Source organism: Bradyrhizobium sp. Rc3b (assembly GCF_900114915.1).
In the GTDB taxonomy this organism is placed as follows: Bacteria; Pseudomonadota; Alphaproteobacteria; order Rhizobiales; family Xanthobacteraceae; genus Bradyrhizobium.
In genome coordinates this window covers 319972-337032 of the sequence record NZ_FOUS01000004.1, presented here as the reverse complement: position 1 = coordinate 337032, position 17061 = coordinate 319972, and the positions used below count along the sequence as shown (strand labels likewise).

Genomic DNA, 17061 nt, shown 5'->3' with positions numbered 1-17061 from the left:
CCGAATCTTAACGAATGGTTGCTAAGCCCCATGGCTACCGCAGCAGGCCTGCGGCATGCGGAAGACCGGGGACTTTTCGTGGCCGTGATGGATGCACCACCCGCAACGACCGGACTGGCCGGGCTGATCGCGCGGCTGCGGGCCAGGCTGACGGGCGGCTCGAGCGAGGCATCGCTGACGCGGCGGCTGGCCGGCACCATCTTCATCATCCGCGTCATCAGCGCAGGCCTTGCCTATGTCTCACAGGTGCTGCTCGCACGCTGGATGGGAACGTCCGACTACGGCATCTACGTCTATGTCTGGACCTGGGTGCTGCTGCTCGGCAGCATGATGGATTTCGGCATCTCGGCCTCGGCGCAGAAGATCATTCCAGAGTATCGCGCCAGCGGCGAGCAGGCGTTGCTGCGCGGCTTTCTCTCCGGCAGCCGCTGGCTGACCTTTGCGGTGTCCACGCTGGTCTCGCTCGCCCTCGCCGGCGTCGTCAGGCTGCTGTCGCCCTGGATCGACCCGGCCGAGGAGCTGCCACTCTATATCGGCTGCATGACGCTGCCCGCCTTCGTCGTCGCCAACACCCAGGACGGCATCGCGCGCTCGCATGACTGGATGCAGCTCGGCCTGATGCCGCAATTCATCATCCGCCAGGGGCTGATCATCGGAATTACGGCTATCGCCTTCCTGCTCGGCTATCATCTCGGCGCCGTCGCCGCGATGGTTGCGAGCCTGGGTGCAGTGTGGATCGCGATGACCGGGCAGATGGTGGTGCTGAACCGCAAGCTCGCCGGCCATATCGCGCCCGGCCCCAAGACCTATGACATCGGCGGCTGGCTCGCCGTCTCGCTGCCGATCCTGCTGGTCGAAAGCTTCTACCTGCTCTTGTCCTATACCGACGTGCTGGTGCTGCAGCAATTTCGCCCCTCCGACGAGGTCGGCGTCTATTTCGCGGTGGTGAAGACGCTGGCGCTGGTCTCGTTCATCCACTACGCGATGTCGGCAACGACGGCGCATCGCTTCGCCGAATACAACGCAAGCGGCGACAAGGCACGCCTATCGGCCTATGTGACACATGCGATCAACTGGACGTTCTGGCCATCGCTGGCGGCGACCATCGTGCTGCTCGCGCTCGGCAAGCCGCTACTCTGGCTGTTCGGGCCGCAATTCGTGGTCGGCTACGACATCATGTTCGTCGCGGCGATCGGGCTCGTCGTGCGCTCTGCGATCGGACCGGTCGAGCGACTGCTCAACATGCTCGGCCAGCAGAAGATCTGTGCGCTCGCCTATGCATTGGCCTTCGTGATGAACCTCGTGCTCTGCATCGCACTGGTGCCGCGTTACGGCGGCCACGGCGCCGCGGCCGCGACCTCGATCTCGCTTACCTTCGAGACGGTGCTGCTGTTCTGGATCGTGCGGCAGCGGCTGGGGCTGCACGTGCTGGCATTTGGTAAGTAGGTACTACAGAGCGCCGCCATTGGTCGCTCCCCTTGGGGAACGAGTGTTTCGCGGCGCGCCTGGGAACAACCGGAAATACCTCTCCATTTCCGATGCGCAGTACAATTTTTCTTATTCTGCCCAAGCGGTTGCGCCCCAGGGAAAGTTTATTCTACGTCGTATTGCCCAACCGACGAGATGAACCTAAGATTCTCCAGACATGATCGATCCACTCTACGTCGCCTCCGGTTTCGGCGTCGGCCTGCTCGTCGGGATGACCGGCGTGGGCGGCGGTTCCTTGATGACGCCGCTGCTGATCCTGCTGTTCGGTGTTCATCCCTCCACCGCGGTCGGCACCGATCTGCTCTATGCCGCCGCCACCAAGGCCGGCGGCAGCGTGGTGCATGGCTGGTCGCGCAGCGTGCACTGGCCCGCGGTGCTGCGGCTCGCCTGCGGCAGCATTCCGGCGAGCGCAGTGACGCTGCTGGTGCTGTGGAAGCTTGACCTCAGAAGCGATTCCGAGCGCAGCCTGGTCAATCTGGTGCTGTGCTTCGCCCTGCTGCTCACCGCGACCTCGCTGATCTTCCGCAAATCCATCATGGAGCGTTATCGCGGCCGGCTCGAGCAGGTCGACGAGCGCACCACCGCGATTGCCACCGTCGTCACCGGCATCGTGCTCGGCGTGCTGGTGTCAATTTCGTCGGTGGGCGCCGGTGCGGTCGGCGTGACCGTGCTGCTGCTGCTCTACCCTCGCCTGCCCATGGCAACCATCGTCGGCTCCGACATCGCCCATGCGGTGCCGCTGACGCTGGTCGCCGGCATCGGGCACTGGGCGCTCGGCGACGTGGATTGGGCGCTGATGGGCGTGCTGCTGATGGGCTCGCTGCCCGGCATCATCGTCGGCAGTTACAGCGCGACGCGGGTGCCCGAGACGGTGCTGCGGCTGACGCTTGCCAGCGTGCTGTTCGTGGTCGCCGGCAAGATCATGTTTGCGGAGTTGAACCTGTCGTCGGCGTTCGTGACGGCGCTGGCCTGGACGCATTGAGCGGGACGCGGCCGCCTGGTTCTCAGTCTCGCAGGGTGAGCAAAGGCGCAGTTGCGCCGTGCCCACCATTCAGAGGTGGTGGGCACGCTTTCGCTTTGCCCACCCTACGGCTCCTACGGCTCCTCGTTCCGAAGACCCCTACTCCGCCGTCCAGCCGCCGTCGATCGAGAGATTGGTGCCGGTGATCTGGGCGGCATCATCGCCGCACAGGAACAGCGCCAATGCCGCGACCTGCTCGGACGTCACGAACTCCTTGGTCGGCTGCGCATCGAGCAGGACGTCGTTGATGACCTGCTCACGCGTGAGATTGCGTGCCTTCATCGTGTCGGGGATCTGCCGCTCCACCAGCGGGGTCCAGACGTAGCCGGGGCTGATACAGTTGCAGGTGATCTTGTGGGTCGCGACCTCGAGCGCCACGGTCTTGGTGAGACCGGCGATGCCGTGCTTGGCCGAGACGTAGGCCGACTTGAAGGGCGAGGCGACCAGGGAATGCGCGGAGGCCGTGTTGATGATGCGGCCCCAGCCCTTCTTCTTCATGCCTGGCACCGCTGCGCGGATGGCATGAAATGCCGAGGACAGGTTGATGGCGATGATCTGGTCCCACTTCTCGAGCGGGAACTCCTCGATCGGCGAGACGAACTGAATGCCGGCATTGTTGACGAGGATGTCGACCGAACCAAAAGTCTTCTCGCCGAGCGCGATCATGCCGGCGATCTCGGCCGGCTTGGTCATGTCGGCGGGCGAATAGATTGCCTTCACCTTGAAGTCCTGTTCGATCTTGGCGCGCTCTTTCTCGATATCCTCCGGCGAGCCGAAGCCGTTGATGACGACATTGGCGCCGGCGGCGGCGAAGGCACGTGCGTAGGCGAGCCCGATGCCGCTGGTGGATCCGGTCACGACGGCATTCTTGCCTGACAGACTACCCATAATCATTCGCTCCTTTTTGGCGGGGGTGCGGTGACGTCCCCCGTGAGATCGTAGGTCACCATGGTCTCGCCGGACTGCGGCCGCTCGAGCCAGTCCTTGTGGCGCATCGACAGATGCACGTCGCGCACGCCGCCTTCCCAATGCTCGACCATGGCGACGTGCGAGAAGTCGTAATCCTTGGATGAGGATTCGTAGTTCTTGCTGCGGTAGATCAGATGCACGACGGTGACGGTACTTTCGCGCGACACCTTCGCCAGAAATTCGACGGAAGGATCGTTCTTGAGATAATCCGGCAATTTTCCGATCAGGTCGCGCACGGCCCTGCGGGCGTTGTGGATCTGCTTGTTCTTATCGGTGTTCATCCGCGTGCGGCTGGAATAGCGGATGTCCTTCTCGCGCTCGGTGGCCTCCAGCAGCGAGGTCGGCAGATCGCCGCGCGCGGAAAACAGGTCGACCTGGAAGATCAGCATGTCGCGATCGACCTCGGCATCGAGCACGTAGTCGAGCGGCGTGTTGGAGGCGATGCCGCCGTCCCAGTAATGCTCGCCCTCGATCATCACGGAGGGAAAGCCGGGCGGCAGCGCACCGGAGGCCATGATGTGCTCGGGGCCGATGGTCTTTCCGAGCTTCCTAAACTGGTAATTGTCGAAATATTTGAAGTTGCCCGAGGTGACGCCGACCGCGCCGACCGACAGGCGCGTCTTCAAATCGTTGATGCGGTCGAAATCGACCAGACGCTCCAGCGTCTTCTTCAGCGGCGCGGTGTCGTAATAGCTCTCGGCCTGCGGGCTGCCGGGCGGCCAGAGCGGCGCCGGTGGAATCCGCGGCGTGAAGAAGCCGGGCACGCCGAAGGTCGCAATCAGCGCGGCACTGGTCGAATTGAACAGCTCGCGGCTGTGGTCGCTCTTGCCGATCGGTTTCCACGGCACCGGCGCGGAGACCATCTCCCAGAATTCCTTGAGGCGCTTGACGCGCGTCGGGCCCTCGTTGCCGGCGATGATGGCGGCGTTGACCGCACCGATCGAGATGCCGGCGACCCATTCCGGCTCGAAACCGTGGCCGCACAGCGCCTGATAGGCGCCGGCCTGATAGGAGCCAAGCGCGCCGCCGCCCTGAAGGACAAGGACGCGCTGCGCATTCGCGGGGATGCTGGCGGATTCCGGGCTACGATCTGTCATGCAGGAACAATAGCAAAAGGCGAGCCACCGTGGCGACCCTCCGCCGCGGCGTCAATGCATCCCGGGATCAAGTCTGGCTTATCGGGGCTCGGTCGAGGCCAGGATCATGGTCCAGAACACCTTGTATTTGGTGCCCGGAGCATAGCTGGCCGCGATGCCCAGTTTTGTGACACCGCCCTTGAGCATGTTGGCGCGGTGGGGTGGCGAGTCGCGCCAGCCGGAAAACGCTTCCGCCAGCGTATGATAGCCGGCCGAGACGTTCTCGACGGCAACGGTGGCGGGATAGCCGCCGGTGGCAAGGCGCTTGGCCAGCGGCGCGCGGACGTCGTGATCCATCTTGTTGGCGGCGGCCATGGCCTGGGACTGGGATTCGGCGAGCCGCATCAGATCGGTATCGATGACAACGGTGCCGAGGGCGTTGTTCTGGCGATATTGCGAGATCATGATCGCGGCCGCCTGCGCATCGAGCTTGGAGCCCGGGACCGCCATGTCGGCGTACATGGACGGCTGCTGGACCGGTGCCTCGTTGCCGGCACAGCCGGCAAGCAGCAAAGTGATGAGAATTGCGGCCGCAGCGCGCATGTAGGAGCCCCCGAATGTAGGGGCCGTTGTTGCATACCAACAGTGGCTGAAAGGTGAATTTTGATGAAAATCTGCTCGGTGTCATTCCGGGGCAGTGCGCGGCACTAAACTATGGTGCGCAATTGCGCACCTGAGAATCTCGAGATTCCCCGGTGCGCAATTGCGCACCTGAGGTCTGGTCCTTCGGACCATCCCGGAATGACGGGAATTTCTACCCCGCAAATATCCGGTAACGGCGCGGCTCGAGGCCGATGGTGTCCCCGGCGCGCAGTTCCTTGTCGCGGGGGGCGTCGATCTCGACGGTTTCGCCGCCTGACAATGCGACCTCGGCGCGCTGCACCGGACCGAAATTGCGGACGTGCTGAACCGCGCCCTCGAAGGCGCCGCTGCCGGGGGGCCCGACCAGCATGTCGTGTCGCCGCACGAACAGTTTTGACGCGCCAGGCGCAAGCCCATCCGCCGCGAGCCGAAGCGGCCGGTCGCCGAGCCGGATCACCCCTGCTTCGACCTGGATCGGCAGCTCGATGGATTCACCGATGAAGCCGTGGACGAACGCGCTTGCCGGGCTTTCATAGACGTCATCGGGCGAGCCGATCTGCTCGATCCTGCCCTTGTCCATGACGACGACGCGGTTAGCGACTTCGAGCGCTTCCTCCTGGTCGTGGGTGACGAAGATCGAGGTGACGTTGATCTCATGGTGCAACGAGCGCAGCCATCGGCGCAGCTCTTTCCGCACCTTGGCGTCTAGCGCGCCGAAGGGCTCGTCGAGCAGCAGGATTCGCGGCTCGATCGCGAGCGCGCGGGCGAGCGCAATGCGCTGGCGCTGGCCGCCGGAAAGCTGGCTCGGATAACGATCGGCGAGCCAGTCGAGCTGCACGAGATCGAGCAGCTCTTTCACCCGGGCACGGATCGCGGCCTCGTCCTTGCGGACCGCACGCGGCTGCACGCGCAGGCCGAAGGCGACGTTCTCGAACACGGTCATGTGGCGGAACAGCGCGTAGTGCTGGAATACGAAACCGACATGCCGCTCGCGCGCGCCCTGCGCCAGCGCGTCCTCGCCATTGAAGGTGACCTCGCCGGAATCAGGCCAGTCGAGGCCTGCGATGATCCGGAGCAAGGTGGTCTTGCCGGAGCCTGATGGACCGAGCAGCGCCAGCAATTCTCCATTGTCGACCTTGAGGTCGACGCCGTCGAGGGCGGCAAAACTGCCGAACTTCTTGACGAGATTTTTGACTTCAATGGTCACTGGCGTCGTGTCCTTCGTCGAGGTGACGTTCGAGAACCGTCTTTGCGATCAGCGTGATCAGCGCCAGCATCGCCAGCAGCGAGGCAATCGCGAAGGCGGCGACGAACTGGTATTCGTTGTAGAGGATCTCGACCAGCAGCGGCATCGTGTTGGTCTCGCCGCGGATATGGCCGGAGACGACGGAGACCGCGCCGAACTCACCCATCGCGCGCGCATTGCAGAGCAGGACGCCGTAGAGCACGCCCCATTTGATGTTGGGCAACGTGACGCGGAAGAAGGTCTGCAAGCCGGAGGCGCCGAGCGAAACCGCAGCCTCCTCCTCCTGCGTGCCCTGCTCCTGCATCAGGGGGATCAGCGCGCGCGCGACGAACGGGAAGGTCACGAAGGTGGTGGCGAGCGCGATGCCGGGCACGGCGAACAGGATCTGGATGTCGTGGTCCCTAAGCCAGCTGCCGAAATAGCCCTGTGCGCCGAACAGCAGCACGAAGACAAGGCCGGAGATCACCGGGCTCACCGAGAACGGCAGGTCGATCAGCGTGACCAGGAAGGTCTTGCCCGGGAAATCGAATTTTGCAATCGCCCAGGCGGCGACGAGACCGAAGACAAGGTTGAGGCCGACCGAGATCGCCGCGACGATCAACGTCAGCTTGATCGCAGCCAGCGCCTCCGGCTCGGCGAGCGCGGAGAGATAGGCGAGGATTCCCTTCGAGAACGCCTGCGCGAACACGACCACCAGCGGCAGCACGACGAAGACGGAAAGAAAGATGATCGCCAACGCGATGATGGTGATGCGCACCGCGCGCGGCTCGGTGCGGAGATTGTCTTGCGCCGCCGCCGCATGTGCCCGGGCCCTCGCACGTGCCTTGGCGTCGGGAGCCGAGAGCGACACGGAGTCTGCGATCTGCATCGTCATCGCATCCTCCTCAGCGCGCCGGAATCCGGCTCCGCGCCCAGCGCTGGAGCCGGTTGACGGCGAAAATGATGACGAAGGAGACGACGAGCATGACCACCGCGATGGCGGTCGCGTCGGCGTAGCGGAACTCGGACAGCCGGATCACGATCAAGAGCGGCGCGATCTCGGAGACATTCGGCAGATTGCCGGCAATGAAGATCACCGAGCCGTATTCACCGACCGCGCGGGCAAAGGCGAGCGCGAGCCCGGTGAGCAGCGCCGGCGCAAGCGAGGGCAGGATCACGCGGATGATGGTCTGCCAGCGGCTGGCGCCCAGGCTTCCCGCGGCTTCCTCGATCTCGGGGTCGAGATCCTGCAGCACCGGCTGCACCGTGCGCACCACGAAGGGAATGCCGATGAAGATCATGGCGACGAAGATGCCGACCGGCGTGAAGGCCACCTTGATGCCGAGCGCCGCGAGCGGTGCCCCGAGCCAGCCCTTCTCGGCGAACAGCGCAGTCAGCGCGACGCCAGCGACCGCCGTCGGCAGCGCGAAGGGCACGTCGACGATGGCGTCGAACAGCCGCCGGCCGGGGAAGCGGTAGCGCACCAGCGCCCAGACGATGATGCTGCCCATGACGAGGTTGACGCAGGCCGCCGCGAACGCAAGGCCGAAGGAAACCCTGAGGGCATTCAGGGTGCGGCGGCTGGAGAGGATGTTCCAGAATTGCTCGGGGCTGAGCTCGAGCGATTTCAGGAACAGCCCGGCGAGCGGAATCAGGATGATGATCGACAGCCAGGAAAGCGTCAGTCCCATGGTGAGACCGAAGCCCGGCAATGTCCGGCGTCGTGCTGCGAGTGCGCTCACCAGGCCCCCTGCTAAAGCCCATTAAGACAGCGCCAGATCAGTTCTTATAGATCTGGTCAAAGATGCCGCCGTCGGCAAAATGTTCCTTCTGCGCCTTGGTCCAACCACCGAAAACGTCGTCGATCGTGAATAGTTCGACCTTTGCGAAGGCATTTTCGTATTTTTTGGCAATGTCGGCATCGCGCGGGCGGTAGAAGTTGCGCGCGGCGATCTCCTGCCCCTCCTTGGTGTACCAGTACTGGAGGTAGGCATCGGCGGCATTGCGGGTGCCTTTTTTATCGGCAACCTTGTCGACGATCGCGACCGGCGGCTCGGCGAGGATGGATTGCGGCGGCGCCACGATCTCGAATTTCTCCCGGCCGAATTCCTTCAGGGCGAGAAACGCCTCGTTCTCCCAGGCCAGCAGCACGTCGCCGACGCCGCGCTCGACGAAGGTCACGGTGGCGCCGCGCGCGCCGGTATCGAGCACCGGCACCTGCTGGTAGAGCTTCCCGATGAAATCCTTGGCCTTGTCGGCGGAGCCGGATTTCTTCTGCGCAAAGCCCCAGGCCGCCAGATAATTCCAGCGCGCGCCGCCCGACGTCTTCGGGTTCGGCGTGATCACGGCAACGCCCGGCTTGATCAGATCGTCCCAATCCTTGATCGCCTTGGGATTACCCTTGCGCACCAGGAACACGATGGTGGAGGTGTAGGGCGACGCATTCTGCGGCAACCGCTTCTGCCAGTCCGTCGCCGTGAGGCCCTTGCCGGCGATCGCGTCGATGTCGTAGGCGAGCGCGAGCGTCACCACATCGGCCTGCAATCCGTCGATCACCGCGCGCGCCTGCGAACCGCTACCACCATGCGACTGCTTGACCTCGACGCTCTTGCCGGTTTCCTTCTGATAGGCGTTCGCGAACGCCTTGTTGAATTCGGCATAAAGCTCGCGCGTCGGATCATACGACACGTTGAGCAGATTGATGTCGGCAGCGAGAGCCGCGCTTGCCACAAAAACCGTCGCGAGAAGTCCTGCAGCGAGCGGAACGATACGGCGCATCATGTCCATCTCCATTCACTTCGACGACATCGGTGTCAGCGAAGGCAGGCGAAACTCGCGGCGAAACGCGCTTAAGTCAACGAAACCGGATTTTCTTGTTCGCAGCGTGGCAGCGTGGCTGTGCTACGAAGTCTTCATCGTGTGGATGCCGCATTCTGTCTTGGCCCGGCCGCGCCAGCGACCGGCACGTTCATCCTCACCCTCGGCCGTTCTGCTCGTGCAAGGCATACACCCAACCGACAGGAAACCGGAGGCGGCGAGTGGATGACGCGGCAATTTGGCGCGGACGAAGATGGCCTCCAGTTCCTCGCGCGAGACGTTGGCGAAGGGGTTGAACTTCAACCGCACGCCATCGTCTTCAACCACCGGAATGTCGGCGCGCGCATTGCCCTGGAAGCGCTTGCGGCCGTTGAGCCAGGCCGAGAACGGCTTCAATGCCCGCGCCAGCGGCTCGACTTTACGAATGCGACAGCAGGCGTCGGGATCGGAGAACCAGAGATCGCGATCGGGATCGTCACGCGACAATGTTTCTTCGGCCGGCTTGATCGAGCGGACGTCCTTCAGGCCAAGCGTCGCGATCAACGTGTCGCGATAGGCCAGCGTCTCCTCGAACAGCCAGCCGGTATCGAGGAAGACCACGGGGATCGCGGGGTCGACGTCCGCCATGACCTTCAGCAGGGTCGCCGATTCCGTGCCGAACGACGACACCAGCGCAAGCTTTTCGCGCCCGACCGTCTTCAGCGCCGCGGCGACGATCTCCGCGGGCGAGGCATCGCGCAGCGCGCGATCGAGTTCGTCCGCAGACGGCAGCGCAGAGGCGGACGTCGGCGAAACCTGAGGCGCGATCGCGTTCACGTGCCGACGCCCTCGGAATGGCGCAGCTGCATGCGCCGGTGCAAGGCCGTGATGCGGCCATCGCCGGTCGGCTGGTAGAACACCGAATAGCGCTTGGCGGTCTGCATGAAGGCTTCCGCGTCGGCCTGCTTCTTGACGTCGAAGGAATCGAAGCCGGCCCGCAGCATGAACACGAACTGGTCGCGCAGCACCTGGCCGGTGGCGCGCAATTCGCCGCGGTAATTGTAGCGCTCGCGCAGCAGGCGGGCCTGGCTGTAGGCGCGGCCGTCGCGGAAGGTCGGGAACACCAGCGCGACGACGGCGATCTTGCCGAGATAGGGGACCAGTTCGGCGATGTCGCGGTTGTTCGGCCAGATCACGCCGACCTTGCCGGCGCGCTTGAGCAGCGCGTCGGCCTCGCCGATGAAGCGCTCGGCCGGCACCAGGATGTCGCCGCCCTCGGGCAGCGGCGTGTCGACGGCCAGCTTGACGAAACTGTCGCCCGCGATCTTTCCGCCGTTAACGAGTGGCATAAACGCGCTCCTTGAAGGGTTCGACGCCGAGGCGTTTCACGGTGTCCATGAACAGCTCTTCGGGCCGCTCGCGCAGCGCCAGATAGGCTTCCACGATGTCCTCGACGACGTCGGCGACCTCGTCGAACTTGACGCCCGGTCCGATCAGGTTCCCGAGCACAGCGTTTTCGTCGGCACGGCCGCCAATGGTGATCTGGTAGACCTCCTCGCCGTTCTTCTCGACGCCGAGAATGCCGATATGGCCGACATGGTGATGGCCGCAGGCGTTGATGCAGCCGGAGATGTTGATGTGGAGCCGGCCGATCAGGTTGGCGAGCTCGTGGTTGGCGAAGCGCCGCGTCAGCTCCTGCGCGATCGGGATCGAGCGCGCATTCGCCAGCGAGCAATAGTCGAGACCCGGGCAGGCGATGATGTCGGTGATCAGGTTGACGTTCGGCGTCGCGAGGCCAAGCTTGTCGAGCGCCTTCCACAGCGCCGGCAGGTGACGCTTGGCGACGTGCGGCAGCGCCAGGTTCTGCTCGTGGCCGACGCGGATTTCGCCGAAGGAATATTTGTCGGCGAGATCGGCCAGCGCATCCATCTGCTCCGCCGTGGCATCGCCCGGAGGCGCGCCGATCGGCTTCAGCGAAATCGTGACGATGGCATAGCCCTGGTTCTTGTGCGGAGAGACCGAGTTCTTGCGCCACGCTTCGAAGTCGGGATCGGCCGCCGCCTGCCGAAGCTCGTCCGGCATGTGCGGCAGCTTTTCGTAAGGAGGATAGGAGAAGCGCGAACGGATGTCCTCGATCACCTCGTCGTCGATCTGGAGCGAGGAGTTGCGGATGTGCTGCCACTCCTCCTCGACCTCGCGGGAGAACTTCTCGATGCCGAGCTCATGGACCAGGATCTTGATGCGCGCCTTGTAGATGTTGTCGCGGCGGCCATACTGATTGTAGACGCGCAGGATCGCCTCGATATAGCTCAGGATATCGCGGCCGTGCACGAAGTGCTTGATGGTCTTGGCGATGAACGGCGTGCGGCCAAGACCGCCGCCGACCAGCACCTCGAAGCCGGTCTCGCCCTTCTCATTCTTGATCAGGCGGAGGCCGATGTCGTGGATCTTGATCGCGGCGCGGTCGTGGTCCGACGCGGTGATCGCGATCTTGAACTTGCGCGGCAGGAACGAGAATTCGGGATGCAGCGTGGTGTGCTGGCGGATCAGCTCCGACCAGATGCGGGGATCCTCGATCTCACCCGGCGCGACGCCGGCCCACTGGTCCGAGGTGACGTTGCGCATGTTGTTGCCGGAGGTCTGCATCGCATGGATGCCGACCTTGGCGAGATCTTCCAGCGCGTCCGGCAATTCGGCGAGCTTGATCCAGTTGAACTGGATGTTCTGCCGCGTGGTGAAATGGCCATAGCCGCGGTCATATTTGCGCGCGACATGGGCGAGCGCCCGCAGCTGGTTCGTCGCCAGCGTGCCATAGGGGATCGCGACGCGGAACATATAGGCGTGCAGTTGCAGATAGACGCCGTTCTGCAGGCGCAGAATCTTGAACTCGTCCTCGGTGAGCTCGCCGGAGAGGCGCCGCCTCACCTGGTCGCGGAACTCCGAGACGCGCTCGTTGACGAGCGTGCGATCGATTTCGTCGTAAGCATACATAAGAAAGCGCCTTAAACCTGGGCCGACTGTCCGATGGTCACACCGGTGCGGCGGATCTGTTCGCGCAGATTGCCGGGTTCGATCTTGCCATCCGCGCCGACCTGCACCGGGGCGATATAGGGACCGATCGCGCCGACGTCATCGGCGACGGACTCCGCAAGCAACGCCTTGGCCTCGTCGGAGTTGCGCACGATCGCAGCTTCCGACAGGTCCGCAGACCAGCTCTTGGCGGCGGTGCGATAAACCACGATGCCGTCCCAGGTCCGGTTGGCGGTCACGATCGAGGGGCCGGCGATCTTGATCTTCTTCTGTTCAAGCGGCGAGGTCATTCGGCTGCATCCAATAGGTCAGAGATGATTTGCTTTGGGGTTTCGCGACGAAGGGAACCGGCATGCCGGACCACCTCGCCGATGATGAGAATGGCGGGACCGCCGCTGACCCGCCGCACCAGCTCGGGGAGATCGCGCAGCGTGCCGATCGCGCCTTGCGCATCGGGACGGCTCACGCGCGCGAACACGCCGACCGGCGTCTCCGGCGAACGGCCGGCGGCGAACAGGCCGGCGCGCACTGCGGGCGCGGCGGTCATGCCCATGTAGACCACGACGGTCATTTTGGTGTCGGTCAGCGTCGACCAGTCCACGACTTCCGCATCGCGCGCCTTGTGCGCGGTGAGGAAGGTGATGCGGGTCGCTTCATGACGATAAGTGAGCGGCACCTCGAAATCGGCGGCGCCACCGAGCCCCGCGGTGATGCCGGGGATGATCGAATAGGCGACACCTGCCGCGCGTAGCGCTTCAACCTCTTCGCCGCCGCGGCCGAACACGAAGGGATCGCCGCCCTTCAGCCGCACCACCCGCTGGCCGGCTTGCGCCGCTTCGATCATGCGCTTGTTGATGGCGTCCTGGCCGATGCCGGGCTTGCCGACGCGGCGGCCGACCGGAACGCGCGTGGTGTCGCGGCGGATGCGGTCGAGAATTTCGCCCGAGACCAGCTCGTCATGGAAGACGATGTCCGCGTCCTGCAATGCGCGCAGCGCCTTGATGGTGAGAAGATCGGGATCGCCGGGACCGGCGCCGACCAGCGCGACCGAGCCTTCCGGCTTGTCGGCGCGCGCGAATTCGGAGGGATCGGCAATTGCCTTGAGCGCGGCATCCGCCTCGCTCCTACGGCCGCCGAGCACGGCGGCGCCGATCGGGCCGTCGATGACGCGCTCCCAGAACCGGCGGCGCAGCGAAAACTCGGTGATGCGCTCGTTGATGGACTTGCGAAAGCCGCCGATGAACTCGGCGAGCTCGCCGATGCGCGCCGGCAGCAGCGCCTCGATCTTCTCCCGCACGCGCCGTGCCACGACGGGCGAAGTGCCGCCGGTACCGACCGCGACCACGACATCGCCGCGATCGACGATCGCCGGAAAGATGAAGCTGGAATGTTCGAGATCGTCCATGACGTTGACGGGCAGGCCGAGCGCCTTGGCGCGAACCGACATCGCCACGCCGACATCACCCGCGCCTGCGCAGACGACGGCGATGACTCCCGCGAGATCGGCAGTGAGCGGATCGCCCGACGCGATCTCGATACGCGCCGCATCCCCGGAGTTCAGGCCCAGCTCATGATTGCCGTCGATCGCATGCACGCGGATGCGCGCACCGGCGGCAGAGAGCACGCGCAGCTTGGCACGCAAAAGCTCACCCGCGCCGATGAGGATCACCGGACCGGCCTTGAGATCGAGAAACACCGGCAAGAACCGCATGCGATACTCGCTTCCCCCACATCCGGGGTTGACTGGAATTATTTTCTATATATGTGTCGTTTCGAGCGCGCAAAGAGAAAATTTTTTCTTCTCTTCCGCACCGCAACTATAGAATTTTCGCCTCCAAACGCAAAGTGGCAGAGATGCATCTTCTCAAGGACGATTCCGCAGCGAGCGGACTGAGCAGCGCGGCCCCGGCCGAGCGCGCACGCACGCAAGAATTTTCTGCTGACCTTGCCCCCAGCATGGACCATCTCGACCAGCTCGAGGCGCAGAGCATCTACATCTTCCGCGAGGCGTTCGCCCGGCTGAAGAAGATCGCGCTGCTGTGGTCGCTCGGGAAGGACTCCAACGTCATGATCTGGCTGGCGCGGAAGGCGTTCTTCGGCCGCGTGCCCTTCCCGGCGCTGCATGTCGACACCGGCAAGAAGTTTCCGGAGATGTACCGCTTTCGAGATCACTACGGCAAAGAGTGGGATCTCGATCTGCGCGTCGAGCCCTGCCCGCCCATCGATGCCGTCGATCCGACGCTGCCGCCGGCCGCCCGCTCCGCTGCGCGCAAGACCGAAGGCCTCAAGATGGCGCTCGGCAAATTCGGCTTTGACGGCCTGATCGCCGGCATCCGCCGCGACGAGGAGGCTACGCGCGCCAAGGAGCGTGTGTTCTCGCCGCGCGGGCTCGAAGGCAATTGGGACGTGCGCGACCAGCCGCCGGAGTTCTGGGACCATTTCAACGCCTCGCCGCCGCAGGGCGCCCATTTGCGCATCCACCCGATCCTGCATTGGACCGAGGCCGACATCTGGGCCTACACCAAGCGCGAGAACATCCCGATCATCCCGTTGTATCTCGCCAAGGACGGCAAGCGCTATCGCTCGCTGGGCGATCAGGACATCACCAATCCGGTCGCATCGACCGCGTCCAACATCGACGAGATCCTGATCGAGCTCGAGCAGACCAAGGTGCCGGAGCGCGCCGGCCGCGCGCTCGACCACGAGACCGAGGACGCCTTCGAGCGCCTGCGCGTCGCCGGCTATCTCTGATCAAGAACGCGAGCGCGATATGAACATGATCGTCACCCCGGCTTCGCCCGCCACCCCGAACGGCACCACCCGTCCGCAGGTCCGCATCGTCATTGTCGGCCATGTCGACCACGGCAAATCGACGCTGGTCGGCCGCCTCTTGCACGAGACCGGCAGCCTGCCCGACGGCAAGCTTGAGATGCTGAAGGCCGTCAGTGCGCGGCGCGGCATGCCGTTCGAATGGTCGTTCCTGCTCGATGCGCTGCAGACCGAGCGCGACCAGGGTATCACCATCGACACCACGCAGATCCGCTTCCGCACCAATTCGCGCGACATCGTGCTGATCGACGCGCCCGGCCACGCCGAATTCCTGCGCAACATGATCACCGGCGCCTCCCAGGCGGACGGCGCGGTGCTGATCATCGACGCGCTCGAAGGCGTGCGCGACCAGACACGGCGGCACGGCTATCTCCTGCATCTGCTCGGCGTGAAGCAGGTCGCGATCGTCGTCAACAAGATGGACCGCGTCGACTTCTCCGCAGAGCGTTTCAAGGAGATCAGCGACGAGATCTCCGCACATCTGAACGGCCTCGGCGTGAAGCCCACGGCCGTGATCCCGATCTCGGCACGCGACGGCGACGGTGTTGCGATGCGCACCGACCGTATCTCCTGGTACAAGGGACCGACGGTTGTCGAGGCGCTCGACGCCCTCGAACCGGCGCGGCCGCTGGAAGCGCTGGCGCTGCGGCTGCCGGTGCAGGCGATCTACAAGTTCGACGACCGCCGCATCGTGGCGGGCCGTATCGAGTCCGGCAGCCTCATTGCCGGCGACGAGATCGTGATCATGCCGGCCGGCAAGATCGCGAAGATCAAGACGGTCGAGAGCTGGCCGGCGACGCCGGTTGCGGGACGACAGGGCGCGGGCCGCTCGGTCGGCATCACGCTCGACCGCGAATTGTTCATCGAGCGCGGCGACATCGTCGCGCATGCCGGCAGCGCCCCGCGCGAGACGCGTCGGCTGCGTGCGCGCATCTTCTGGCTGCACGACAAGCCGCTCGCCAAGGGCGACCAGCTGCTGGTTCGCTGCGGGCCGAAGGAAAGCCGCGCCACCGTCGTGGCGATCGAGAAGGCGGTCGATCCCGGCGAGCTCTCGAGCAGCGAGAACAAGGCGATCGGACGCAACCATGTCGGCGAGATCGACATCTCGCTGTCGAATCCGATCGCCACCGATCCCTACACCGAGAATCCGCGCACCGGCCGTCTCGTGATCGAGGTCTCCGGGCGCATCGCCGGTGGCGGTCTGGTGCTGTCGGTCGATGCCGGCCAGCGCGCCGTGCCCGTCGACATCGTGCCGGTGGAATCCGCACTTCGTCCCGACGAGCGCTCCGCGCGCTATCAGCACAACGGCGCCGTGGTCTGGCTCACCGGCTTGCCGGCGTCGGGCAAGTCGACGCTCGCCAAGGCGCTGGAGCGGAGGCTGTTCACCAATGGCGGCTCGCCGATCCTGCTCGACGGCGACACGTTGCGCGCCGGGCTCAACAGCGATCTCGGCTTCTCCACTGCTGATCGCAGCGAGAACATCCGCCGCCTTGCCGAAGTCGCAACGCATCTCGCACGTAACGGCCATATCGCCATCGTCGCCGCGGTCTCGCCCGCGCGCGAGGACCGCGCCGCGGCGCGCCGCATCGCCGACACCGCGTTCCGCGAGATCCATGTCGCGACGCCGGCAGAGGTCTGCGAGGATCGCGATCCCAAGGGACACTACAAGAAGGCCCGCGCCGGCGCGCTGGCGTCGTTTACCGGCATCGGTAACGACTACGAAGCACCGCAGGCGGCCGAGCTCGTGATCGACACCTCGACCCGAACCGTCGCCGAGGCGGCCGACGAGATCGAGCAGATGCTGAAGAACACTGGCGTGCTGTTCGACGAGGCCGTCGACCTCGCCGCGAATATCTAGGGCCGTCGTCGCCCGGCTTGACCGGGCGACCCAGTATTCCAGAGACAGCTTTGGGATACGGAGAAGCTGCGGCGTACTGGATTCCCCGCTTTCGCGGGGAATGACACCGGTGCGTGGGGCCCACACC

16 protein-coding genes are annotated in these 17061 nt (G+C 64.7%); 4 read left to right on the top strand and 12 right to left on the bottom strand.

Annotation, left to right across the window (positions count from 1 at the left end):
- The first annotated feature begins 78 nt into the window (after positions 1-78).
- Positions 79-1446: a flippase gene (locus tag BM190_RS11595; protein WP_502686987.1), complete on the top strand. Its 1368-nt coding sequence runs from the start codon at positions 79-81 to the stop codon at positions 1444-1446.
- 199 nt (positions 1447-1645) lie between these two features.
- A complete protein-coding gene (locus tag BM190_RS11590) occupies positions 1646-2470 on the top strand; it encodes a sulfite exporter TauE/SafE family protein (RefSeq protein WP_018318736.1) in 825 nt (274 codons plus the stop codon).
- Positions 2471-2608: 138 nt separating this feature from the next.
- Here the strand turns inward: BM190_RS11590 and BM190_RS11585 are convergent, their stop codons facing one another.
- The 12 genes from BM190_RS11585 to cysG all read right to left on the bottom strand — a co-directional run bounded on the left by BM190_RS11585 (position 2609) and on the right by cysG (position 13958).
- Entirely contained in the window at positions 2609-3397 is a 789-nt protein-coding gene (locus BM190_RS11585) for a 3-hydroxybutyrate dehydrogenase (RefSeq protein ID WP_018318737.1), read from the bottom strand.
- Between the two features lie 2 nt (positions 3398-3399).
- A complete protein-coding gene (locus BM190_RS11580) occupies positions 3400-4575 on the bottom strand; it encodes a DUF3734 domain-containing protein (RefSeq protein ID WP_092254444.1) in 1176 nt (391 codons plus the stop codon).
- Positions 4576-4653: 78 nt separating this feature from the next.
- Positions 4654-5157 carry a CAP domain-containing protein gene (locus BM190_RS11575; RefSeq protein ID WP_092254441.1) on the bottom strand — a complete coding sequence of 168 codons (504 nt, stop codon included), beginning with the start codon at positions 5155-5157 and terminating at the stop codon, positions 4654-4656.
- Between the two features lie 211 nt (positions 5158-5368).
- The gene (locus BM190_RS11570; RefSeq protein WP_092254438.1) at positions 5369-6403 is read right to left on the bottom strand and encodes a sulfate/molybdate ABC transporter ATP-binding protein; all 1035 of its coding nucleotides are present in this window, start codon (positions 6401-6403) and stop codon (positions 5369-5371) included.
- Positions 6393-7316 carry a sulfate ABC transporter permease subunit CysW gene (cysW, locus tag BM190_RS11565; protein WP_018318741.1) on the bottom strand — a complete coding sequence of 308 codons (924 nt, stop codon included), beginning with the start codon at positions 7314-7316 and terminating at the stop codon, positions 6393-6395. The genes BM190_RS11570 and cysW overlap by 11 nt, the downstream gene beginning before the upstream one ends.
- Positions 7317-7326: 10 nt before the next feature.
- Positions 7327-8112: a sulfate ABC transporter permease subunit CysT gene (gene cysT, locus BM190_RS11560; RefSeq protein WP_038950061.1), complete on the bottom strand. Its 786-nt coding sequence runs from the start codon at positions 8110-8112 to the stop codon at positions 7327-7329.
- An 88-nt stretch (positions 8113-8200) separates the two neighbouring features.
- Complete coding sequence (locus tag BM190_RS11555; RefSeq protein WP_177237033.1) at positions 8201-9202, bottom strand: sulfate ABC transporter substrate-binding protein; 1002 nt, start codon at positions 9200-9202, stop codon at positions 8201-8203.
- Between the two features lie 120 nt (positions 9203-9322).
- Positions 9323-10054, bottom strand: coding sequence for a phosphoadenylyl-sulfate reductase (locus tag BM190_RS11550; RefSeq protein WP_092254429.1), 732 nt, complete (start codon positions 10052-10054; stop codon positions 9323-9325).
- Positions 10051-10566, bottom strand: a complete 516-nt coding sequence (locus tag BM190_RS11545) for a DUF934 domain-containing protein (RefSeq protein ID WP_092254426.1) — start codon at positions 10564-10566, stop codon at positions 10051-10053. Before BM190_RS11545 ends, BM190_RS11550 begins: the two co-directional genes overlap by 4 nt.
- The gene (locus tag BM190_RS11540; RefSeq protein ID WP_092254423.1) at positions 10553-12208 is read right to left on the bottom strand and encodes a nitrite/sulfite reductase; all 1656 of its coding nucleotides are present in this window, start codon (positions 12206-12208) and stop codon (positions 10553-10555) included. The genes BM190_RS11545 and BM190_RS11540 overlap by 14 nt, the downstream gene beginning before the upstream one ends.
- An 11-nt stretch (positions 12209-12219) precedes the next feature.
- Complete coding sequence (locus BM190_RS11535) at positions 12220-12537, bottom strand: DUF2849 domain-containing protein (protein WP_018318747.1); 318 nt, start codon at positions 12535-12537, stop codon at positions 12220-12222.
- Complete coding sequence (cysG, locus tag BM190_RS11530) at positions 12534-13958, bottom strand: siroheme synthase CysG (protein ID WP_092254420.1); 1425 nt, start codon at positions 13956-13958, stop codon at positions 12534-12536. The genes BM190_RS11535 and cysG overlap by 4 nt, the downstream gene beginning before the upstream one ends.
- Before the next feature lie 245 nt (positions 13959-14203).
- Between cysG and cysD the strand changes: the two genes are divergently transcribed.
- Entirely contained in the window at positions 14204-14998 is a 795-nt protein-coding gene (gene cysD / locus BM190_RS11525; RefSeq protein WP_026202064.1) for a sulfate adenylyltransferase subunit CysD, read from the top strand.
- 19 nt (positions 14999-15017) lie between these two features.
- Positions 15018-16934 (top strand): adenylyl-sulfate kinase, encoded by a 1917-nt coding sequence (gene cysC / locus BM190_RS11520; RefSeq protein ID WP_092254417.1) that lies wholly within the window; start codon positions 15018-15020, stop codon positions 16932-16934.
- Positions 16935-17061 lie beyond the last annotated feature (127 nt).